Raw genomic sequence first — 22,625 nt, forward strand, 5'->3', positions numbered from 1 at the left:
GCCCCCGATGACCACCATCCCCACCACCGCCTCCGGCAGCGGCTCCACCGCGGGCGACACCCTCGGCCGGGACGCGCTCGCGGTGCTCCAGCCGGGATTCGACGGCACCACCGCGCCCGACTGGGTGCGCCGCCGCCTCGGCGAGGGCCTCGCCTCCGTCGCCCTGTTCGGCCGCAACGTCGTCAGCGAGGCGCAGGTCACCGCCCTCACCGCCCAGTTGCGCGCCGAACGTGACGACCTGCTGGTCGCCATCGACGAGGAGAGCGGCGACGTCACCCGCCTCGACGTACGCACCGGCTCGTCCTTCCCCGGCAACCACGCCCTCGGCGCCGTCGACGACCCCCGGCTCACCCGGGCCGTCTCCCGCGAACTGGGCCGGCGCCTGGCCGCCTGCGGCGTCAACTTCGACTGGGCGCCCTCCGCCGACGTCAACGCCAACCCGGACAACCCCGTCATCGGCGTCCGCTCCTTCGGCGCGAGCCCCGATCTGGTGGCCCGGCACACCGCCGCCTGGGTCGAGGGACTCCAGTCCACCGGCGTCGCCGCCTGCACCAAACACTTCCCCGGCCACGGCGACACCAACGTCGACTCCCACCACGCCGTACCCCGCATCGACGTCGACGCCGACACCCTCTACGCACGCGAACTGCCGCCCTTCCGCGCCGCGATCGCCGCCGGCACCCGGGCCGTCATGAGCGCCCACATCCTCGTCCCGGCCCTCGATCCGGACCGCCCCGGCACCCTGTCCCGGCGCATCCTCACCGAGCTGCTGCGCGGCGAACTCGGCTACCAGGGCCTCATCGTCACCGACGGCATGGAGATGCGCGCGATCTCCGGCACCTACGGACTGGAGCACGGTGTGGTCCTCGCGATCGCGGCCGGCGCCGACGCCATCTGCGTGGGTGGCGGACTGTGCGACGAGGGCACCGTGCTGAACCTCCGGGACGCGCTCGTGGCCGCCGTACGCTCCGGTGAACTGCCCGAGGAGCGGCTGGCCGACGCGGCCACCCGAGTGCGGGCGCTGGCCGCCTGGACCGCCGGGGCACGCGGTGACGCGGACAGAACCCCGGCCGACCCGGAGATCGGCCTGGTCGCGGCCCGCCGCGCGCTGACCGTGACCCGCGCGGGCGCCGTCGCACCCGTCACCGCACCCGTGTTCGCGGCCCAGTTCAACCCCGCCCCGAACATCGCCGTCGGCGACCAGACCCCCTGGGGTGCCGCCGCCGAGCTCCAGCGGCTGCTGCCCGGCAGCACCGCCGGCTCCTTCACCGGCGACGGCGCCGGGGAGGCCGTCCTCACCGCGGCCGGCGGACGCCGGATCGTCGCGGTCGTCCGCGACGCGCACCGGCACGACTGGATGCGCTCCGCGCTCGACACCCTTCTCGCCGCCCGCCCCGACACCGTCGTGGTCGAGATGGGCCTGCCGCAGGCCCCGCCCCGCGGCGCCCTGCACATCGCCACCTACGGCGCCGCCCGCGTCTGCGGCGTGGCGGCGGCCGAGGCCGTCGTCGCCGGCTGACCCACGGCCGTACCGGGTCGCCCGTCCCCGCGGCGGGCGGCCCGCACCTTCCCCCTCCCCGCGGAACCCGGCGGCCCTCCCGCGCTCCGGCGCCCGCCACCGGCACATGTCTCACGCCCGACCCGAAGGTGTTCCCGTTCCACCCCGGAGTGATCGCATGCAGACACCCGCCCCCTACCTGCACCGAGCGGCGACCGGCCGCCCCTACTTCAGCGCCGACGGCGAGACCTACCTCGCCCCGACCCCCCTGCGCGACCTGGAGAAGACCCAGCCCCTGCGCGTACTGTCCGAGGAGGACCTCGCGTTCTGGCAGACGTACGGCTACGTCGTCGTCCGCGAGGCCATCACCCCCGGCGACGCCAAGGAACTGCTCGACTTCACCTGGGAGTTCCAGGGCCTCGACCCGGACCGCCCCGACACCTGGTACGCCGAACCGGAGTTCCGCTCCGAACTGGACCGGCACCTCTACATCTACGGCTTCGTCGAGGCGTACCACCACCAGCTCCTGTGGAACAGCCGCCAGAACACCCGCGTCCACGGCGCCTTCGCGGACGTCTGGGACAGCGAGGAGCTGTGGGTCACCCTGGACCGGCTCAACCTCAACCCGCCGAACCGGCACACCCGTTCACGCTCCCTGATCGAGCCCACCGACGAGGGCTTCGACATCGAGCTGCACTGGGACGTCGACACCACCCTCGCCGTGCTGCCGCAGCGGGTCCAGGGCATCATCGCGCTCACCGACACCCGGCCCGAACTCGGCGGTTTCCAGTGCGCGCCCGAACTCTTCCGCCGCTTCGAGGAGTGGCGCGTCGCCCAGCCCCCCGGCCGCGACCCGGTCCGGCCCGCGATCGACCGTGCCGAGTTCCCGGTCGTCCGCCCCGACCTCCAGGCCGGCGACCTGCTGATCTTCAACGGCCTGCTCGCCCACGGCGTCGCGCCCAACCTCTCTGACAACGCTGTCCGGGCCGTCCAGTACCTGTCGATGATGCCCGCGCTGGAGGAGCACACCGCCCTGCGCGACTCCCGCGTGGAGTCCTGGCGCACCCTCGCCACCCCCGACTGGAACGCCACCCTGCTCGGCGACGCCCGCGTCCCCGAAGCCCTCCGGTACGGCACCGCCGAACTGAACGGCCTCGGGCGCAAACTGCTCGGTCTCGACTCCTGGGCCTTCGCGGAAGGGGTCCGGTGAACCGCGTCTGCCTCACCCTGCCCACCAACCGGGCCTGCTCGCCCACCATCACCACCGTGCACGCCGAAGCGACGTACGCCGCCCGCCACTTCGGCGCCGACGTCCAGCTGCTGATCCTGGACTCCGCCGACGATCACACCCGTGCCGGGCACGCCCGCACGGTCGCCGCCCTGCCGCGGGAGCCGGGTGTGAGCGTCCACCACCTCGACGAACACCAGCAACGCGACCGGCTGCGCCGGACGATCGCACGCGCCGGCCTGCCCGGCCCGGACCGCCTGCTGCGCCTGATGCTCCCGTCCGCCGTCTCCTACGGCGCCTGCACCAACCGCGCCTTCCTGCTGGCCGCCTCCCTCGGGTGCCACTCGGTGCACCGCAGGGACTCCGACAGCACCTACCAGCTCCACGCCGGTGAACCGGTGTTCCCCGTCCACCACGAGCTGCCCTGGCTGGGCCGGCCCGCCGCGTGCGCCTCGGCCGCCGTCACCCGCACCGACCTCGACCCGGCCCTGGCGCACCGCCCGGTCTCGCTCGCCGGGGCCTCCTTCATCGGCGAACTCTCCGTGGACATCGCGGAGATACGGCGATTGGACGAGACCGTCTACCACGACGTGGTCGGTCTCTGGGCGCCCGGCGACTGGCCGGAGGACCGCACCCGCGCGCTGGTCGAGGAGTCCTTCACCGGTGCGGGCACCGCACCCTTCACCGGGGACCACTCCACCCTCACCCTGGTCGACCCCATGCGCGTCGACATGTGCAACGTCGCCTTCGACCGGGCGGTCTACGAACGGGTGCCGCTCCCACCCGCCACCGACACCATCGGCAGCGACTACTTCCTCCTCCACCTCGTCCACGACGCCGGACTGCCCGGCATCCTGCACAACCGGCACATCGAGAACTTCCACACCCCCGAGCGCCGTACCGACACCGGCTTCCCGGCCTACCAGCGGCGGTTCGTCAAGTTCCTTCTGTCGATGCTCTACTTCCACCACGTCTACGACCGGATGGCCGCCGAGGGCGACCGGCTCCTGGGCCCCGACCTGCGCGTCCGCCCCGAGGCCGTCACCGGCCTGCTGCGCGCCAGCACCGGAGCCGACCGAGCCGAGAACGTCTGGCGGCTCGACCGCGTCGACACGGCGTACCGCAAACTCGGCGGACGGTACGCGGCCTTCGCCGACCGGCTCGCCGGGGAACGCGACCGGTTACTGGACACGGCCGAGTCGGACATCGAGGCCTTCGCCGACCTGACCGAGGCCTGGCCCGCACTCATCGAGGCGGCCCGCCCATGAATGACCCACGACCGGCCCGGGGGCGGCCGGCGCCCGTTCCCGACGGTCCCGGCGACCCTCTCCTCACCGCGCTGGCCACCGCCGGGACCGACCGCATCGTCTACGACCTGACCGGCATAGCGCGCCAGTACGACGCGCTGCTGGCCGAGTTGCCCGGAACCCGCGTCCGCTTCGCCCTCAAGGCATGTCCCGTGGACGACGTCCTGAGCTGCCTGGCGGCCCGCGGAGCGGGGTTCGACGCGGCGAGCCCCGCCGAGATCGCACAAGCGCTGCGCGCCGGCGCGGAACCCGGCCGCATCCACTACGGCAACACCGTCAAGTCCGACCACGACATCGCCGCGGCCCACCGCCTGGGGATCCGCACCTTCGCCACCGACAGCGCCGAGGACGTCACCGCGGTCGCCCGGTACGCCCCCGGCGCCCGCGTGTTCTGCCGCCTCGCCACCAGCGGGCACGGCGCCCTGTGGGGCCTGAACCGCAAGTTCGGCTGCACCCCCGGCGACGCCGTCCGCGTCCTGGAGACGGCCCGCGCGGCCGGCCTCGTCCCGGCCGGCCTGTCCGTGCACGTCGGCTCCCAGCAGATGACCGGCGAGGCCTGGCAGGAGGCGTTCGACACGCTCGCCGACACCCTGACGGCACTGGCGCGGCGGGGGATCGTACCCGACCACGTGAACCTCGGCGGCGGTCTGCCCGCGCTCGGCTACCGGGACCGCCACGGTGCCCCCCTCGACCCGCCCCTGGACAAGATCTTCACCGTCATCCGCGAAGGCATCGACCGCCTGCGCGACCTCACCCCCACGCCCCTGGCCCTCGTCATGGAACCGGGCCGCCACCTCGTCGCCGACCACGGTGCCGTCCGCGCCCACGTCGTGCGGCTGACCCGGCGCCGGCAGCCGGACGGCGAGGACACGCACTGGCTCTACCTGAGCTGCGGCAAGTTCAACGGCCTGTACGAGATGGACCAGGTGACGCACCGGCTGGTCTTCCCCGCCCACGCCCGGACCGACGGCCACGTCCGGGCGGTCGTCGCCGGACCCACCTGCGACAGCGACGACGCCTACGGCGGCGGCCGGCACCCCGTGTCCGTCCCCTGCTCCCTCACCTCCGGCGACCCCGTCTGGATCCTCTCCGCCGGCGCCTACGCCACCAGCTACACGACCCGGGGGTTCAACGGCATCCGACCGCTGCCCTGCGTCTGCGTACCCGGCACCGCCCCCGACGCCCCCGACGAACGGCACTGAAAGGACACCCCATGCGCATACGGGGGATCACCGAGGCCGACTGGCCGCGGCTGGCCGCCCTGGAGAGCGAGGCGTACGCGGACCTCTCCCTCGCCGAGGGCGAGGAACTGCTGCGCTCACGGGCCCGCGCCTCGGCCGGCACCTGTTTCGTCCTCGACCTCGACGGCCGGCCCGAGGCCTACGTCCTCGCCCTTCCCTACCCGCCGTTCCGCTGCCCCGACCCCGCCCGCCCCGAGCGGACCGTCCACCACACCACCAACCTCCACCTGCACGACCTCGTCGTCAGCGCCCCGCTGCGGCGCCACGGACTCGGCACCCGGCTCGCACGCCATCTGGCCGGCGCGGCCCGCACCCGCGGCTTCACGACCATGTCGCTGGTCGCCGTCGCCGGCAAGGAGGCGTTCTGGCAGGCCAACGGCTACCACCCCCACCACGCGGCACCCGTCCCGCCGGGCTACGGCAGCGACGCGGTCTACATGTCGGCCGCGCTGGCCGCCGCACCCCGCCCGCACCAGGCCCGGGAGGCCGTGTGATGCCCGAACCCTCCTTCACGCGCGCCAAATGGTCGATCGCGGCGCTGTTCTGCTTCCTCGGCTTCCAGTACGGCACCTGGGTCGCCCGCCTGCCCGCGCTCAAGACCCGCCTCGACCTGGGCGCCGGCGAGGTCGGCCTGCTGCTGATGGCCTGCGGGGCCGGTGCGGCGGCCTCTTTCCCGCTGGTCACCGTGCTCATGCGACGTCTCGGCTCCCGGCGTCTGTCCCTCGCCTCCGCCGCCTGCCTGGTCGCCGTACTGGCCGCCCTGTCCGTCGTACCCGACTACCCGCTCGCGCTGCTCGCCGTCGCCGCCGACGGCGTCGCGGTCGGCTGCCTCAACGTCGCCATGAACGCGCAGGGCGCCGCACTGGAACGTGCCCACGGGCGTACGGCCATGTCCCAGCTGCACGCCACCTTCAGCGGCGGCCTGCTCGCCGCCGCCCTGCTCGCCTCCGGCGTCACCACGCTGACCACCTCCGTCACCGTCCACTTCGCCCTGGGCGGGGTCCTGCTGCTGATCCTGCTCGGCGCCGCCCGCCCGGGCCTGCTGACACACCGGGACGCGCCCCCCGCGACCGAGGACGGGCCGAAGCGGCACGCCCGCCGCCTCCCCTCCGGCACGACCCTCCTCATGGGCTGCGCCATGGCGTTCGGCACGATCACCGAGGGCGCCATGAACGACTGGTCGACGCTCTACATGAAGGACGTCGTCAAGGCGTCCGCGACCGTCGCCCCGCTCGGCATCGCCGTCGTCTCCGTGATGATGCTGCTCGCCCGCCTCCGCGCGGACCGCTGGCGCAGCCGCTGGGGCGACGGCCCCGTGGTCCGCGCCGGCAGCGCGGTGGCCGCCGCCGGACTGGCCCTCGCCCTGCTCACCGGGGGAGTGGTCCCCACGCTTGCCGGGTTCGCCTGCGTCGGCCTCGGCGCCGCCGCGATCACCCCGTGCGTGTACGTGGCGGCGGCCGGACACGGTTCCGGTGCTCTCGCGCTGGTCGCCGCGATGGGCACCACGGGTCTGCTGGGCGGCCCCGCCCTGATCGGCTTCGTCGCCGGCGCGGCGAACCTGACGGCGGGCATGGCCACCGTCGCCGTATCGGCGCTGATCGTCACCCTGACCGCCTTCCGCATCCCGTGGCGGACCCACACCTCCGGCCCCGGTTCCGGCGCCGATCCCGGCTCCGGCGCCGATCCGGACTCCGACCGCCTGCCGGGCGAGGCACCGGCACCGGCTGGGTGACGGTCGCGCCGCGTCACGGGCCGGGCCGGGTGAGGGCCGGGGGCGGCCGGATGCCGCGGGCGACCGCGGCGGCCGGGTTCCGGGGAGCGTGCGGCTGGCCGGGCGACCGGCGACGCACCGGCACCGCCCGGCCGCCGGGCCGGGTGACGGATGCCGGGTACCGGGGGGACACCCCGGCGGCCGGACGGCTGGGAGCGACGACCGCAGCGGCCGGAGCGCCAGGAGGTGCGGATGTCGGCGGCGGTGCTGCGCGACGGCAGCCGCGAGTCGGCGCTCCCGCCGCGCCGTCGCGGTGACGGGCATCGGCCGCCGGCTGGCGCGCCGGCGGCGCCGCCCTGCGGCCACCGCCGCGGGAGCAGGCCGGCCACCGCCGGGCAGCGGGCACTGCAGGAGATCCATCGGCCGCGGTTCCGGGACGGCGTGCCGACCGCCGTCAGGGGCGGTAGCGTCCCCCTAGGGGCTGACATCACCGGCGCGGTGTCCCGCGCGGCCCGGCCCGAGCCCCTGCGTGGTGACTTCCCGGAGTCGCCGGCCAGGCTGGAGGCGCCTCGTGACGAGTGCGGGTGGTGGGGCCACGGACGCGGAGGCACGGGATGCCGCGTTCGCGGAGACGGTGCGCCGGGCGGGCGCGTCCATCGGCGCCCTCTACCTCCTCACCCCCGACGGGCAGCAGCTCTCCCTGGACGTGCTCTACGGCGCACCCGCCGACTTCGCCCTCCCGTGGACCAGGATCCCGGTCGGCGCACCGGCGCCGGTGGCCGACGCGCTGCGCGGCGACCGCGTGGTGTGGGTGGCCAGCCAGGAGGAAATGGCCCGCAGCTACCCGCGTACCGCGATGGCACTGCCGTACCCGCTCGCGCTGGCCGCCGCGCCGGTCACCGGCGTCCGCCGCTGGGGGACCCTCCTGCTGATGTGGCCGGCCACCCGTCCGCCCTACATGACCCAGCGGGAACGAGGGCACATCACGGCCAGCTGCGGACGGCTGGCCCGGCTCATCGAGGAGGGCGTCGACCACGGGGCGTTCCCGGTCCCCGGCGACCGGCCGCGCGTGCTGGCCCCCCACCGGGTGCGCCGGTCCGCGGGCCCGGAGATGGCCGCCGCAGACTTCGTGGAGCGGCTGCCCGGCGGCAGCTGCTCCCTGGACCTGGAGGGCAACTTCACCTACCTGAGCGCGGGAGCCTGCGAACTGCTGGGCCGCGACGCCGGTGAGCTGCTGGGCACGCTGCCCTGGCAGTCCCTGCGCTGGCTGGACGAACCCCTCTACGAGGACCGCTACCGCGCCGCGGTCATCAGCCGCGAGCCCGTCGTCTTCACCGCGTGCCGCCCGCCCGACCAGTGGCTGGACTTCCACCTCTACCCGGACGCCAGCGGCATCAGCGTCCGTATCGTGCCCAGCGGCGATCAGGGGCCGCCGTCCCCGGCGTCCCCGCAGTCCTCGCACACCGCCCCGGCGACCCGCGCGGGCCGCCTCTACCAGCTCATGCACCTGGCCGCCGCGCTGACCGAGGTCGTCGGCGTCCAGGACGTCATCGACCTCGTCGGCGACCAGATCATGCCCGCCTTCGGCGCCCAGTCCCTGGTCCTGTCCGCCGCCGACGCCGGGCGACTGCGGATCACCGGCTACCGCGGCTACGACCCCGAAGCCATCGAGCGTCTCGACGGCCTGCCCCTCGACACCGTGTTCACCCCGGCCGGACGGGTCCTGCGCAGCGGCATCCCCGCCTTCTTCGCCGACCCGGAGGACATGCGGCGCAGCTACCCGGAGGCCTCCGGGATCAGCGGCAAGCAGGCCTGGGCCTTCCTGCCGCTCATCGTCTCCGGCCGGCCCGTCGGCTGCTGCATCCTCTCCTACGACGAACCCCGCGCGTTCCCGGCCGAGGACCGCGCCGTCCTGACCTCACTGGCCGGCCTCATCGCCCACGCCCTGGACCGCGCCCGGCTCTACGACACCAAACGCGACCTCGCCCACGGCCTCCAGCAGGCACTGCTCCCGCGGACCCTGCCCGCGGTCACCGGCCTGCGCGTCGCCGCCCGCTATCTGCCCGCCACCCGGGGCATGGACATCGGCGGCGACTTCTACGACCTCATCCCGATCGGCGACCGTGCCGTCGCGGCCGTCATCGGCGACGTCCAGGGCCACGACGCGGCGGCCGCCGCGCTCATGGGGCAGGTCCGTACCGCAGTCCACGCCCACGCCACCCTCGGCACCACCGCGGACCAGGTCCTCGCCGGCACCAACCGGCTCGTCATCGACCTGGGCCCGGACCTGTTCACCAGCTGCCTCTACGCCCACCTCGACCTCGCCGGCCACCGCGTGACCCTGGCCAGCGCCGGCCATCCACCACCGGTCGTACGGCTGCCCGGCCGTGGCACCCGGCCCCTCGACGTGCCGCCCGGACCGCTCCTGGGCATCGACCCCGACGCCGCCTTCCCCGTCACCGAGATCCCGCTCACCCCCGGGCTCATGCTCCTCCTCTACACCGACGGCCTCATCGAACGGCCGGGAGCCGACCTGGAGGACTCCATCACCGCCCTCGCACACCACCTCGACCAGGCGGGCACCCAGGACCTGGAGGCCCTCATCGACACCCTCGTCGGCAAGGCGGGCACCAGCTGGCAGCGCACCGACGACATCGCCCTGCTCGTCCTGCACGAGACGGCACCGCACCCGTGAAGTGCCCGCGGGGAGATCACCCGGGGCTGGTCCGGAACCGGCGCCGGTACTCGGTCGGTGTCGTGCCGAGTCTGCGGCGGAAGGCCCTGACCAGAGTGTCGACGGTGCCGAACACACAGGCGGTCGCCACGCGTTCGAGGGTGGCGTCGGTGGACTCGAGCTGGTTGCGGGCCCGTTCGACGCGGACCAGCTCCGATGAACCGGGGCGTCACCCGCTGCCGGCCGGCTGGGCCGGGGACGTCTGGTCCCGGATGCCGCCGGAGCTGGCCGAGCGGCTCAGGGAGGCGGAGTTCCTCCGGCGCTCCTCACGGCCGACTTCCTGGTCCCCGCCCGGCCCCTGCCGACCCTCGCCGACGAGTCGGACGATGTGGACCGGTCGACGACGAGACCTATGTGACCGCCGCGCTCGCTACCACGTGCGGCAGCAACCGGGTCCACTTCGGTGCGCCGTCGCCGCTCGCCGACGCGACCGCGCGCGAGCGGGCCCTGGAACTGGCCCAGGCCCGCGGCGCACTCCAAGAGGCCTTCGCGGAGCGGCTGCTCGCGGACCCGGCCGCGGTCGCCGTCGCCGCTCGCCGACGCGACCGCGCGCGAGCGGGCCCTGGAACTGGCCCAGGCCCGCGGCGCACTCCAAGAGGCCTTCGCGGAGCGGCTGCTCGCGGACCCGGCCGCGGTGCGGGCGCGGGTGCGCCACACCCTCGAACAGTGCGCCGAGGCGTTCTTCGACGCCGCCTGGACAGGCGTCGCCGTGCAACTGGCCACAGACCTGCGTCCGAAGAACGACCTGCTGAAGCGCCAGGGCATCGGAGCGGCACTCGCGTCGGTCTCCGGCGCGGTCACCCTGGCACCGGACGGCGACCGCATCGTCGTGGACAAGCTGCAGGACAACGCGACCGCCGCCCACGGCACCGGGGCCACCTTCATCCCACCGTCTTCGGCCGCCCGCGCCTGGTGGTGATCCACGCGCCCGGATGGCAGCCGGTGGTGCAGTACCCCGTGGCCGAGCCGAGTCCGGCAGAGCCGGTGTCGCTGGAAACGGTCTCCCGACGGCTGGAGGCACTCGCGCATCCGGTACGGCTGCGGCTGCTGCGCACCCTGGCCCGCGGCCCGCACACCACCGGCGAGCTGGCCCACGCCTGGGAACTCACGCCCCCGGAGGTCTCCCGCCACCTCGCCGTCCTGCGCCGCGCGGGCCTGCTCACGAACCGGCGGCACGGGCGCTACGTCCACCACACCCTCAACCTTCCCGAGATGGCGACGCCGGGCACGGACCTGCCGGCGGCTGTCCTGCGCTGAGGCGGCTGCGGCATGCCGGAACGCGGGCGGCGCCCGGCGTGCGGGGGGCCGGACCGGGCCGGACCCCGCGCACCGGGCGCCCTGACGCGCATGCGGCCGGACCCGCCGGCGCGTGAACCGGGGCGGCGGGTCCGGCACGGGAACCCTCAGATGTCCCGGAAGATCTCGATCTGCGCCCCGATCGAGTTCAGGCGTTCGGCGAGGTCCTCGTAACCGCGGTTGATGACGTACACATTGCGCAGTACCGACGTGCCCTCGGCCGCCATCATGGCCAGCAGGACGACCACGGCGGGGCGCAGTGCGGGCGGGCACATCATCTCGGCGGCGCGCCAGCGGGTCGGGCCCTCGACCAGCACCCGGTGGGGGTCCAGGAGTTGGAGCCGGCCGCCCAGGCGGTTGAGGTCGGTGAGGTAGATGGCGCGGTTGTCGTAGACCCAGTCGTGGATGAGCGTCTGGCCCGACGCGACCGCAGCGATGGCCGCGAAGAACGGGACGTTGTCGATGTTCAGGCCCGGGAACGGCATGGGGTGGATCTTGTCGATCGGGGCTTCGAGCTTGGAGGGGCGGACCGTGAGGTCCACCAGCCGGGTGCGGCCGTTGTCCGCGAAGTACTCGGGGCTGCGGTCGTGGTCCAGGCCCATCTCCTCCAGGACCGCCAGCTCGATCTCCAGGAACTCGATCGGCACCCGGCGCACCGTCAGCTCCGACTCGGTCACCACGGCGGCGGCGAGCAGGCTCATCGCCTCGACCGGGTCCTCGGAGGGGGAGTAGTCGACATCGGTGTCGATGTTCGGCACGCCGTGCACGGTGAGCGTGGTGGTGCCGATGCCCTCGACCTTGACGCCCAGTGCCTCCAGGAAGAAACACAGGTCCTGGACCATGTAGTTGGAGGACGCGTTGCGGATGACGGTGACGCCGTCGTGCCGGGCGGCGGCCAGCAGCGCGTTCTCGGTCACGGTGTCGCCGCGCTCGGTCAGTACGATCGGCCGGTCGGGGCGGACCGTGCGGTCCACCTGCGCGTGGTACTGGCCCTCGGTGGCCGCGATGTCCAGACCGAACCGGCGCAGCGCGATCATGTGCGGTTCGATGGTGCGGGTGCCCAGGTCGCAGCCGCCGGCATAGGGCAGCTTGAAGTGGTCCACGCGGTGCAGCAGCGGGCCGAGGAACATGATGATCGAGCGGGTGCGGACGGCGGCCTCCGCGTCGATCGCCGCCATGTCCAGCTCGGCGGGCGGGGCGAGTTCCAGGTCGACGCCGTCGTTGATCCAGCGGGTGCGCACGCCGATGGAGTTGAGGACCTCCAGGAGGCGGTACACCTCCTCGATCCGCGCGACCCGGCGCAGCACCGTGCGCCCCTTGTTCAGCAGTGAGGCGCACAGCAGGGCCACGCACGCGTTCTTGCTGGTCTTGACGTCGATGGCGCCGGACAGCCGGCGGCCGCCGACCACGCGCAGATGCATCGGGCCCGCGTAACCGAGCGACACGATCTCGCTGTCGAGGGCCTCGCCGATGCGGGCGATCATCTCAAGGCTGATGTTCTGGTTGCCGCGCTCGATGCGGTTGACCGCGCTCTGGCTGGTGCCGAGAGCCTCCGCGAGCTGCGACTGGGTCCAGCCCCGGTGCTGCCGGGCGTCACGGATGAGCTTGCCGATGCGTACGAGGTAGTCGTCTGACATGCAGTTGAGGCTATCTCAGATATGAGATGGCGCTCGTTGGGGGGTCCGTTCGGGTGACGCCCCTTCGGGTGACCGTGGTGACGGCCCCTCAACGTCCCTGCTCAGCCTCGCGCCCCGACGTGACATCCGGAACTTACGGACAAATCACATGATGTGCTGGAAGAAGGTGCTGGACCACGACTCTTCGCTCGGCGCCCGCGGAACCCCTGTCCGTACGGCGGCAGGGAGCCCCCGCGCTCCGATCTCCCCGCGTGCCCCCCGTTCGGAGGCGGCGGCAGCCGCGCGCGCCGGCCCGGGATGCGCGCCGGGCCGGGTTGGGCATGACCATCCGACGCCCATGTACTAGAGTTATCTCGACATCGAGATATCTGCCGAGGCGCACCGCGGTCGCCACGCCAGTAAGGGCCACCTAACTTAGGTGGACCTTAGCAAATCGGCCCGGTCGGCGTGGCGGCAGGATTGACGGTGGTACGCGCACATCAATGAAGGAGACTGTCGTGTCGGCGAACAGCTTCGACGCCCGCAGCACACTGCCGGTGGGCGACGAGTCGTACGAGATCTTCCGGCTGGACAAGGTGGAGGGCTCGGCCCGCCTGCCGTACAGCCTCAAGGTCCTGCTGGAGAACCTGCTCCGCACGGAGGACGGCGCGAACATCACCGCCGACCACATCCGCGCACTCGCCAACTGGGACTCCCAGGCCCAGCCCTCCCAGGAGATCCAGTTCACGCCGGCCCGCGTGATCATGCAGGACTTCACCGGCGTTCCCTGCGTGGTGGACCTCGCCACGATGCGTGAGGCCGTCAAGGAGCTGGGCGGCGACCCGGCCAAGATCAACCCGCTGGCGCCGGCCGAGCTGGTCATCGACCACTCCGTCATCGCCGACAAGTTCGGCACGAACGACGCCTTCAAGCAGAACGTCGAGCTGGAGTACGGCCGCAACAAGGAGCGCTACCAGTTCCTGCGCTGGGGCCAGACCGCGTTCGACGAGTTCAAGGTCGTACCGCCGGGCACCGGCATCGTCCACCAGGTGAACATCGAGCACCTGGCCCGCACGGTCATGGTCCGGGGCGGCCAGGCGTACCCCGACACCCTCGTCGGCACCGACTCGCACACCACCATGGTCAACGGTCTCGGTGTCCTCGGCTGGGGCGTCGGCGGCATCGAGGCCGAGGCCGCGATGCTCGGCCAGCCGGTCTCCATGCTGATCCCGCGCGTCGTCGGCTTCAAGCTGACCGGTGAGCTGCCCGCCGGCACCACCGCCACCGACCTCGTGCTCACCATCACCGAGATGCTCCGCAAGCACGGTGTGGTCGGCAAGTTCGTCGAGTTCTACGGCGAGGGCGTCGCCGCCACCTCCCTGGCCAACCGCGCCACCATCGGCAACATGTCGCCGGAGTTCGGCTCCACCGCCGCGATCTTCCCGATCGACGACGAGACCCTGAACTACCTGCGCCTGACCGGCCGCTCCGCGCAGCAGGTCGCCCTGGTCGAGGCCTACGCCAAGGAGCAGGGCCTCTGGCTGGACCCGCAGGCCGAGCCGGACTTCTCCGAGAAGCTCGAGCTGGACCTCTCCACGGTCGTGCCGTCCATCGCCGGCCCGAAGCGCCCGCAGGACCGCATCGTCCTCGCCGAGGCCGCCCAGCAGTTCGCCAAGGACGTCCTGAACTACGTCGAGGCGCCCGTCGGGCAGACGCCGGCCGCGTCCGACTCCCCGGTCGACGAGGCCAGCGCCGAGTCCTTCCCGGCCTCCGACGCCCCGGCCTACGGCCACCAGGAGAACGGCGCCGGCGCGCCGCGGCACGGCGAGGGCACCGGTGCCGTCCCGTCCAACCCGGTCCAGGTGACCGCCCCCGACGGCACCACCTACGAGCTGGACCACGGTGCGGTGACGGTCGCGGCCATCACCTCCTGCACCAACACCTCCAACCCGTACGTCATGGTCGCCGCCGCCCTGGTGGCCAAGAAGGCGGTCGAGAAGGGCCTGACCCGCAAGCCGTGGGTCAAGACCACCCTCGCCCCGGGCTCCAAGGTCGTCACCGACTACTTCGACAAGGCGGGCCTGACCCCGTACCTGGACAAGGTCGGCTTCAACCTCGTCGGCTACGGCTGCACCACCTGCATCGGCAACTCCGGCCCGCTGCCGGAGGAGGTCTCCAAGGCCGTCAACGAGCACGACCTCGCGGTCACCTCGGTCCTCTCCGGCAACCGGAACTTCGAGGGCCGCATCAACCCCGACGTCAAGATGAACTACCTGGCGTCCCCGCCGCTGGTCGTCGCGTACGCCCTCGCGGGCTCCATGAAGGTGGACATCACCAAGGACGCCCTGGGCACCGACCAGGACGGCAACCCGGTCTTCCTGAAGGACATCTGGCCCTCCGAGGCCGAGGTCAACGACGTCGTCGCCAACGCCATCGGCGAGGACATGTTCAACAAGTCCTACCAGGACGTCTTCGCGGGCGACGCCCAGTGGCAGGCGCTGCCGATCCCGACCGGCAACACCTTCGAGTGGGACCCGCAGTCGACGTACGTGCGCAAGCCCCCGTACTTCGAGGGCATGACCATGGAGACCACCCCGGTCTCCGACATCACGGGCGCCCGCGTCCTGGCCAAGCTGGGCGACTCGGTCACCACCGACCACATCTCCCCGGCCGGTGCCATCAAGGCCGACACCCCGGCCGGCAAGTACCTCACCGAGCACGGTGTGGAGCGCCGCGACTTCAACAGCTACGGCTCCCGCCGCGGCAACCACGAGGTCATGATCCGCGGTACGTTCGCCAACATCCGCCTGCGCAACCAGATCGCGCCGGGCACCGAGGGCGGCTACACCCGCGACTTCACCCAGGCGGACGCCCCGGTGTCGTTCATCTACGACGCCTCGCGCAACTACATCGAGCAGGGCATCCCGCTGGTCGTCCTCGCGGGCAAGGAGTACGGCTCCGGCTCGTCCCGCGACTGGGCGGCCAAGGGCACCGCGCTGCTCGGTGTGAAGGCCGTCATCGCCGAGTCCTACGAGCGCATCCACCGCTCGAACCTCATCGGCATGGGCGTCCTGCCGCTCCAGTTCCCGGAGGGCCGCAACGCCGAGTCCCTCGGCCTGACCGGCGAGGAGTCCTTCTCCATCTCCGGTGTGACCGAGCTGAACGACGGCACCACGCCGCGCACGGTCAAGGTCACCACCGACACCGGTGTCGAGTTCGACGCTGTCGTCCGCATCGACACCCCCGGTGAGGCCGACTACTACCGCAACGGCGGCATCATGCAGTACGTGCTGCGCAGCCTGATCCGCAAGTAGGCGGCACGGCAGAGCGGTCCAGGGCCGCATCCCCGACCCCGGGGGTGCGGCCCTCGCCGTACCCGGGAGCCCGGGCACCCCCGCCGCCCGCCCCGAGCCCCTCAGTCCGCGAGGAACGCCGAGAGGTCCGGCAGTGTCAGCTCGGCCCAGATCACCTTGCCGTGCGGGGTGTAGCGGGTGCCCCAGCGCTCGGCCAGCTGGGAGACCAGGAACAGCCCCCGGCCTCCCTCGTCGGTCGTCGCGGCGTACCGCAGATGCGGCGAGGTGCTGCTGCCGTCGGCCACCTCGCAGATCAGCGTGCGGTCCCGGATCAGCCGCACGTGAACGGGATCGGAGCCGTACCGGATGGCGTTGGTGATCAGCTCGCTCAGTACGAGTTCCATCCCGAAGCCCAGCTCCGACAGCCCCCACTCCTCCAGCCGGGCGGAAACGGCACCGCGCATCCTCGACACGGCGGCCGGGTCGCGCGGCACGTCCCAGTCGGCGACCTGTCCGGGCGGCAGCGCCCGGGTGCGGGCGACCAACAGGGCCACGTCGTCCTTGGGGCGATCGGGCAGCAGCTCCTCCAGCACCGCCCGGCAGCTCTCCTCCGGCGACCGGTCGGGATGGCCGGCCAGCGCCCGGCGCAGCATCTCCAGCCCCTCGTCCAGGTCGCGCGCGCGGTCCTCGACCAGGCCGTCGGTGTACAGGACGAGCTGGCTGCCCTCGGCCAGCTCCAGCTCGGCCGTCCGGAACGGCATGCCGCCCAGGCCCAGCGGCGGCCCACCCGGCAGATCGGGGAAGACGACGCTGCCGTCGGGGTGGACCAGCGCGGGCGCCAGATGCCCGGCCCGGGCCATGACACAGTGCCGCGTCACCGGATCGTAGATCGCGTACAGACAGGTGGCGCCGACGATCTCCCCGGTCCGGTTCGCGTCGGCCTCGTCCTGGTCGATGCGGCCGACCAGGTCGTCCACGTGATGAAGCAGCTCGTCGGGCGGCAGATCGAGCGTGGAGAAGTTGTGCACCGCGGTCCGCAGACGGCCCATCGTCGCGGCGGCGTGCAGACCGTGCCCGACCACGTCGCCGACGGCCAGCGCGACCCGGCCGCCCGGCAGCGGGATCACGTCGAACCAGTCACCGCTCACCCCGGACTGCGCCGGCAGATAGCGGTAGGCGACGTCCAGCGCGCTCTGCTCGGGCAGGGCCCGCGGCAGCAGACTGCGCTGGAGCGTGACCGCGAGGGCGTGCTCCCGGGTGAAGCGGCGGGCGTTGTCGATGCTGACCGCCGCCCGGGCCACCAGTTCGTCCGCCAGGGACAGCTCCTCCGCGTCGAAGGCCTCCCGCTTGGCACGCCAGAAGTTGGCCATGCCCAGCACGACCCCGCGCGCCTGGATCGGGGCGGCGATCAGCGAGTGGATGCCGTAGTCCAGGATCTGCCGGGTCCGCTCCGGGTCCTGCACCCGCCAGCCGTCGGCCGACGACAGGTCCGTCACCAGCTCGGAGCGTCCGGCGCCGTAGCCGCGGGCCTGCGGGGTGGACGGCAGGAAGTCGATCAGCCGGCCCTCCTCGTAGAGCGGGTGGTCGTCCCGGATGCCGCTCACCGCGACCCGCCGCATGTCCGTCGCCGCCGGCATGGTGTCCCGCGCCGGGACGGGTTCGTCCCCGTGCAGTACGGCGTCGGCCAGGTCGACGGTGACGAAGTCGGCGAAGCGGGGCACGGCGACCCGGGCCAGCTCGTCGGCCGTGCGGACCACGTCCAGGCTGCTGCCGATGCACAGCCCCGCGTCGTACAGCAGCTCCAGGCGCTCCCTGGCGGCCTCCGCGCGGCCCGACACCGCCTGGAGCTCGGTGGAGTCCCGCAGCGTCACGACGGTCCCGCCGGGACCTCCGGCCCGGTCCGTGGGCCGCTGGTTGACCGCGAGCAGACGGCCCTTGGCGAAGTGCACCTCGTCGCTGGCCTCGCGCCCGGAGGCGAGCAGCTCCACCGTCGCGGGTTCGAGGTCCGGCAGGTCCCGTACGGTGCGTCCCTCGCTGTCGGCGGGCAGCTCCAGCAGGCGTCTGGCCTCGTCGTTGACGAGCAGCAGGCGGCCGTCGGGGCCCACGATGAGCACGCCCTCGCGCACCGAGTGCAGGACCGTGTCGTGGTGCTCGTACATGCGGGTCATCTCGTCCGGAGCCAGGCTGTGGGTCTGGCGCCGCAGCCTGCGGCCCACCAGTGCCGTGCCGCCGGTCGACACCGCGAGCGCGCCGGCCCCGGCGCCCAGGATGATCGGCAGCTGCCGGTCCAGCTCGCTGGTGACGTTCCTGACCTTCAGCCCGGCGGAGACCAGCGCGATCACCTTGCCGCGCGCGTTCTCGACGGGCACGGTGGCCTGCACCTCGTGGCCCAGCGGACCGTGGACGCTCTCGGTGTACACGTTCCCTGCCAGGGAGGGCGCGATGTTGCCCACGAACCGCTTGCCGATCCGGCTGGGCATCGGATGGGTGTACCGAATGCCGTGCGTGTCCATGACCACGATGAAGTCGACACCGGCGGACTTGCGCGCCGCCTCGGTGAGCGGCTGGAGGACGTGCGAGGGATCAGGGAGTTCCAGTGCCTGTTGCAGGCCCGGAGCGTGGGCGAAGGTCTCGGCGACGGCGACGGACCGGCGCCTCGCCTCCGTGGTGGTGTCCCGCCGCGACTGCAGGACGAGGGCGAGGACGGCGCAGAGCACGAGCAGCACCACCAGCGCGACCTGTAGCAGGAAGACCTGTCCGGCGACGCTGCGGGGGCTTTTGCCGATCACAGTGCGCCAAGCGAGGCGCCTGAATCGGGCAGGTGCGTCCGACATGCGGTATTTGTAGCACTGGTGAATTCGGGCTGGCTATGGTCCGTCCACGAGATGGACGGCCCGTATGCCGTCTCCGGGACTCCGTGACCCGTGTCCGGCATCTGCTGTCCAGCATCCACCCGCCGCGCCCCGCCTTCAAACGACCACCGGCGGGACGGGGCGGGCGGGGCGGGTCGGCGGCCTGCCCGGGGAGGGCGGGAACCGGGTGGCTCGTGCGCCCGCACCGGTGCGCGACATCGTTGTCAAAAGGTTCGTACCTGACTCTACCGCCGCAACCGACAACGATGTCAACCCACTTTGACCGGTCCGGCCGGGTGAGGCGGGGGCGCGCCTGCCCGGGCGCGGGCGGTCTTCCGTGGTACCGGTGACCCACGCTACTGTCCCTGCGGCTTGTGCGACCCGTGGTGCGCGACCCGTCCGTAAGGAGGAAGGGCCGCGTCATGCGTTTACGACCACCCACGTCCCTGCTGCTGGCCGCGCTCCTGGCGACCGCCGGCACCGCAACCCCCGCCCTCGCGGCGCCCGCCGCGCCACCCCGCCTCGTCCAGGACCCCACGCCGTACGTCGATCCGCTGATCGGCACCAGCGGCGGCGGCGACGTCTTCCCGGGCGCCGTCGTACCGTTCGGCATGCTCTCCTGGAGCCCGGAGAACACCCGCGGCGACGCGACGCGAACGGCCGCACCGGGCGGCTACCGGTACGACGCCACCCGCATCCGGGGCTTCAGCCTCACCCACATGTCCGGCACCGGCTGCGCCGGCGGCAGCGGTGACATCCCGTTCTTCCCGTACGCCGGCGAGGTCACCTCCTCCCCGGCGAGCGACACGGGGAACACCGTCTACGCGTCGGGCTTCACCCCCGCCGACGAGACCGCCGAACCCGGCCACTACAAGGTCGCCCTGGACTCCGGCGTCACCGCCGACCTCACCGCCACCGCCCGCACCGGCTCCGCCCGCTTCACCTTCCCCGCCGGGGCACCCGCCTCCCTGCTCGTGCGCACCTCCGACTCCGAGGTGGGCTCCGAGGACGCGACCGTCTCGATCGACCCGGACACCCGCACCGTCTCCGGCTCGGTCACCTCCGGGAACTTCTGCGGCCACCTCGACCCCGAAGGGCGGCGCGCCTACTACACCCTGCACTTCACCGCCCGCTTCGACCGCGCCTTCGAGGCCACCGGCACCTGGCACGACGACACGCTCCGGCCCGGATCCCGCAAGGCGTCCGGCGGCACCGGCGGCTTCTCCCACGGCGGCCGGCCCGTCGCGGGCAGGGGCGCCGGCGGATACGTGCAGTTCGCGCCCGGCGACGGACCGGTGAACGCCGAGGTCGGCATCTCCTACGTCAGCCGGGCGGCGGCCGAGGCCAACCTCGCCGCCGAGAACCCGCCGGACCGCACCTTCGACACCGTCCGCGACGCGGCCCGGCGCGCCTGGCGGGAGCGGCTGGGCGCGGTCCGGGTCGGCGGCGGCACGGAGGCCGAGCGCACCACCTTCTACACCGCGCTGTACCACGCGCTGCTGCACCCGAACGTCATCAGCGACGCCGACGGCGGGTACCGGGGAGCCGACGGACGGGTGCACACCGCCGTCGGCGCGCCCCCCGGCGGGGACGGCCGGCGGGGCCCGGCCGGGCACCGCCCGCGCGCCCAGTACGGCACCTTCTCCGGCTGGGACGTCTACCGCGACCAGCTCCAGCTCCTCACCCTCCTCGACCCGGACACCGGATCCGACATCGCCCGGTCGCTCTACACCCTGGCCCGCCAGAACAACGGCGTCTGGGACCGCTGGCTGCACGGCGCGAGCGGCACCCACGTCATGAACGGCGACCCCGCGCCGACCGCGCTGGCCGGCATCCACGCCTTCGGCGGAACCGGTTTCGACCTGAAGGGCGCCCTGCGCTCGCTGGTCAGGGCGGCGACCGTGCCCACCCCGCAGGACCTGTCGGCGGCCGGCAAGCCCGTGCTGTCCGCAGGCCAGCGCCCCTCGCTCGACAAGTACCTGAAGCTGCACTACATGCCCAGCGTGTCCAACGCCTGGGGCGGCGCCGCCGAGACCCTGGAGATGTCCACCGCGGACTTCGCCATCTCCCAGCTCGCCCGGGCGGCGGGGGACAAGGACACGCAGGCCCGCTTCGCCCGGCGCGCGCAGTGGTGGCAGAACAACCTCGACGCCGCGGCCGCCCCCTCCGGCGCCTACACGGCCGACCGCAGGGCCGACGGCAGCTGGGTGACCGGCTTCGCCCCGGACACCGGACACGGCTTCGTGGAGGGCACGGCCGCCCAGTACACCTGGATGGTCCCGCACGATCCGGCGGGCCTCTTCGCCGCGCTCGGCGGCCGGGACCGGGCCCTGGCCCGGCTGGACGACTTCTTCCACGACGCCGACGGCGGCTGGGCGTTCACCGGTGGCGGCGGCACCAAGGCGGAGCTGGACAACGAGCCGTCGATCAACGTCCCCTACCTGTACGACTACGCGGGCGCCCCCTACAGGACGCAGGAGACCGTCCGCGCGGCGATGCGGCGGCTGTGGTCCGACCGGCCCGGCGGCATCCCGGGCAACGACGACCTCGGCGCGATGTCGGCCTGGTACGTCTTCTCGGCCCTCGGCATGTATCCGCATGTGCCGTCGCGGGCGGAGCTGGTCCTCGCCTCCCCGCTGTTCGAGCGCGTCGAGATCGGCCGGCCGCACGGCAACGACATCTCCGTGCACGCGACGGGAGCGGCGGCCGACGCACCCTACGTCCAGTCCCTGCGGGTCGACGGCCGCCCCGTCGACCGCCCCTGGCTGCCCGCCTCCTTCGTCCGGGACGGCGGCCGGCTCGACTACACCCTGGGCCGCACCGCGAACCGCGCCTGGGGCGCGGACAGCCCGCCGCCGTCCTTCCGTCAGGGCGAGCAGCCGTACCAGATCGGTGTCGGGCCCACCGCCGCCACCCTCGCACCCGGCGACAGCACCACGGTCGGCGTCCGCGCGCTGTCCCTGACCGGCGGCACCGGCCCGCGGGTGCGTTTCCGGGTGGAGACCCCGGCCGGGATCACGGCCACGCCCGCCGTGGGCACGGTCACCGGCGGCGCCGGGGAGATCACGCTCACGGCGGCCCGGGACGCCGAACAGGGCTTCGCCGACGTGAAGGTCACGGTGACCTCGGGCGGCACCTCCTACCGGCAGCCCGTGACCCTCACCGTGGCCGCCGCGGGCACGCTGCTCGCCGCCTACGACGACACGGGCGTCTGCGACGACTCCGGTGACCACGGCGAGGCGGACTTCGACGGCGGCGGCTGGAGCTACTCACGCCAGGCGCTCGCCGCCGCCGGGCTCACCGGGGGCGCCCGGGGCACCGTCGGCGGGCTGGTGTTCACCTGGCCCGCCTCACCCGACGGCCGCCCCGACAACGCCTCCGCGGCCGGGCAGACCATCGGGCTGCCGGCCCCCGCGGACCGGCTTGCCTTCGTGGGCAGCGCCGTCAACGGCGACCGGCGCTCCGAGGCCACCGTCACGTACACCGACGGCACCACCGGCACCGTCGAGCTGTCCTTCACCGACTGGACGGTGGGCGGCGGAGGCGGCGCCGTGCAGTACGGCAACGAGGTCGTCGCCAGGACCGCGTACCGCAATGCCCAGGGCGCGGACAAGGACCCGGTCGCGACGTACGTGTTCGCCACCAGGCCGTTCCGGGCCCCGGCGGGCAGGGCGATCCGGAGTGTCACGCTCCCGCGCGACGGCGACCTGCACGTGTTCACCCTCGCGACGGGCTGAGCCCCGCGCACCGAAGCGGCCCGCCCCCGGTTCCGGGGGGGGGCCGCTTCCCTCTGTCCGCCGTGCCGCGCGCCGTCCGGCCGAACGGCCGGCCGCCGTACGCGCCGGACGG

11 protein-coding genes and 3 pseudogenes are annotated in these 22,625 nt (G+C 73.3%); 11 read left to right on the forward strand and 3 right to left on the reverse strand.

Annotation, left to right across the window (positions count from 1 at the left end; translation table 11 throughout):
• Positions 1-7: 7 nt before the first annotated feature.
• From ACGFT1_RS06210 to ACGFT1_RS06240, 7 genes are all read left to right on the forward strand, one after another.
• Positions 8-1,519, forward strand: a complete 1,512-nt coding sequence (locus tag ACGFT1_RS06210; protein WP_373907853.1) for a glycoside hydrolase family 3 protein — start codon at positions 8-10, stop codon at positions 1,517-1,519.
• Positions 1,520-1,676: 157 nt separating this feature from the next.
• Entirely contained in the window at positions 1,677-2,708 is a 1,032-nt protein-coding gene (locus ACGFT1_RS06215; RefSeq protein WP_373907854.1) for a phytanoyl-CoA dioxygenase family protein, read from the forward strand.
• Positions 2,705-3,994 carry a DUF6271 family protein gene (locus ACGFT1_RS06220; RefSeq protein ID WP_373907855.1) on the forward strand — a complete coding sequence of 430 codons (1,290 nt, stop codon included), beginning with the start codon at positions 2,705-2,707 and terminating at the stop codon, positions 3,992-3,994. Before ACGFT1_RS06215 ends, ACGFT1_RS06220 begins: the two co-directional genes overlap by 4 nt.
• Positions 3,991-5,235, forward strand: coding sequence for a type III PLP-dependent enzyme (locus ACGFT1_RS06225; protein ID WP_373907856.1), 1,245 nt, complete (start codon positions 3,991-3,993; stop codon positions 5,233-5,235). Before ACGFT1_RS06220 ends, ACGFT1_RS06225 begins: the two co-directional genes overlap by 4 nt.
• Before the next feature lie 11 nt (positions 5,236-5,246).
• The gene (locus ACGFT1_RS06230; RefSeq protein WP_373907857.1) at positions 5,247-5,768 is read left to right on the forward strand and encodes a GNAT family N-acetyltransferase; all 522 of its coding nucleotides are present in this window, start codon (positions 5,247-5,249) and stop codon (positions 5,766-5,768) included.
• Complete coding sequence (locus ACGFT1_RS06235) at positions 5,768-7,006, forward strand: MFS transporter (RefSeq protein ID WP_373907858.1); 1,239 nt, start codon at positions 5,768-5,770, stop codon at positions 7,004-7,006. Before ACGFT1_RS06230 ends, ACGFT1_RS06235 begins: the two co-directional genes overlap by 1 nt.
• Positions 7,007-7,556: 550 nt before the next feature.
• Positions 7,557-9,680 carry a SpoIIE family protein phosphatase gene (locus tag ACGFT1_RS06240; RefSeq protein ID WP_373907859.1) on the forward strand — a complete coding sequence of 708 codons (2,124 nt, stop codon included), beginning with the start codon at positions 7,557-7,559 and terminating at the stop codon, positions 9,678-9,680.
• A gap of 16 nt (positions 9,681-9,696) precedes the next feature.
• Here the strand turns inward: ACGFT1_RS06240 and ACGFT1_RS06245 are convergent.
• A pseudogene (locus tag ACGFT1_RS06245) lies at positions 9,697-9,873 on the reverse strand (helix-turn-helix domain-containing protein); the annotation flags it as partial.
• Positions 9,874-9,877: 4 nt separating this feature from the next.
• Between ACGFT1_RS06245 and ACGFT1_RS06250 the strand changes: the two are divergent.
• Positions 9,878-10,127 (forward strand): annotated as a pseudogene (locus tag ACGFT1_RS06250) (DUF5937 family protein); the annotation flags it as partial.
• A 115-nt stretch (positions 10,128-10,242) separates the two neighbouring features.
• A pseudogene (locus ACGFT1_RS06255) lies at positions 10,243-10,976 on the forward strand (DUF5937 family protein); the annotation flags it as partial.
• A 146-nt stretch (positions 10,977-11,122) separates the two neighbouring features.
• Here the strand turns inward: ACGFT1_RS06255 and ACGFT1_RS06260 are convergent.
• Positions 11,123-12,652: a helix-turn-helix domain-containing protein gene (locus tag ACGFT1_RS06260; RefSeq protein ID WP_373907860.1), complete on the reverse strand. Its 1,530-nt coding sequence runs from the start codon at positions 12,650-12,652 to the stop codon at positions 11,123-11,125.
• A 497-nt stretch (positions 12,653-13,149) separates the two neighbouring features.
• On the opposite strand from ACGFT1_RS06260, the gene ACGFT1_RS06265 reads away from it, so the two are divergent.
• Positions 13,150-15,945: an aconitate hydratase gene (locus tag ACGFT1_RS06265; protein WP_373907861.1), complete on the forward strand. Its 2,796-nt coding sequence runs from the start codon at positions 13,150-13,152 to the stop codon at positions 15,943-15,945.
• Between the two features lie 101 nt (positions 15,946-16,046).
• On the opposite strand, the gene ACGFT1_RS06270 is transcribed toward ACGFT1_RS06265, so the two are convergent.
• Complete coding sequence (locus tag ACGFT1_RS06270; protein WP_373907862.1) at positions 16,047-18,758, reverse strand: SpoIIE family protein phosphatase; 2,712 nt, start codon at positions 18,756-18,758, stop codon at positions 16,047-16,049.
• A gap of 440 nt (positions 18,759-19,198) precedes the next feature.
• On the opposite strand from ACGFT1_RS06270, the gene ACGFT1_RS06275 reads away from it, so the two are divergent.
• Complete coding sequence (locus ACGFT1_RS06275) at positions 19,199-22,513, forward strand: GH92 family glycosyl hydrolase (RefSeq protein WP_373907863.1); 3,315 nt, start codon at positions 19,199-19,201, stop codon at positions 22,511-22,513.
• The last annotated feature ends 112 nt before the right edge of the window (positions 22,514-22,625 follow it).

The sequence above is a fragment of the Streptomyces sp. Y20 genome, assembly GCF_043195475.1.
Lineage (GTDB): Bacteria > Actinomycetota > Actinomycetes > Streptomycetales > Streptomycetaceae > Streptomyces.

Bases quoted from the DNA above. Each gene is read 5' to 3' on its own strand.
- ACGFT1_RS06210 (WP_373907853.1), top strand. From the start codon at position 8: ATGACCACCATCCCCACCACCGCCTCCGGCAGCGGCTCCACCGCGGGC.
- ACGFT1_RS06215 (WP_373907854.1), top strand. From the start codon at position 1,677: ATGCAGACACCCGCCCCCTACCTGCACCGAGCGGCGACCGGCCGCCCC.
- ACGFT1_RS06225 (WP_373907856.1), top strand. From the start codon at position 3,991: ATGAATGACCCACGACCGGCCCGGGGGCGGCCGGCGCCCGTTCCCGAC.
- ACGFT1_RS06230 (WP_373907857.1), top strand. From the start codon at position 5,247: ATGCGCATACGGGGGATCACCGAGGCCGACTGGCCGCGGCTGGCCGCC.
- ACGFT1_RS06235 (WP_373907858.1), top strand. From the start codon at position 5,768: ATGCCCGAACCCTCCTTCACGCGCGCCAAATGGTCGATCGCGGCGCTG.
- ACGFT1_RS06260 (WP_373907860.1), bottom strand. From the start codon at position 12,652: ATGTCAGACGACTACCTCGTACGCATCGGCAAGCTCATCCGTGACGCC.
- ACGFT1_RS06270 (WP_373907862.1), bottom strand. From the start codon at position 18,758: ATGTCGGACGCACCTGCCCGATTCAGGCGCCTCGCTTGGCGCACTGTG.
- ACGFT1_RS06275 (WP_373907863.1), top strand. From the start codon at position 19,199: ATGCGTTTACGACCACCCACGTCCCTGCTGCTGGCCGCGCTCCTGGCG.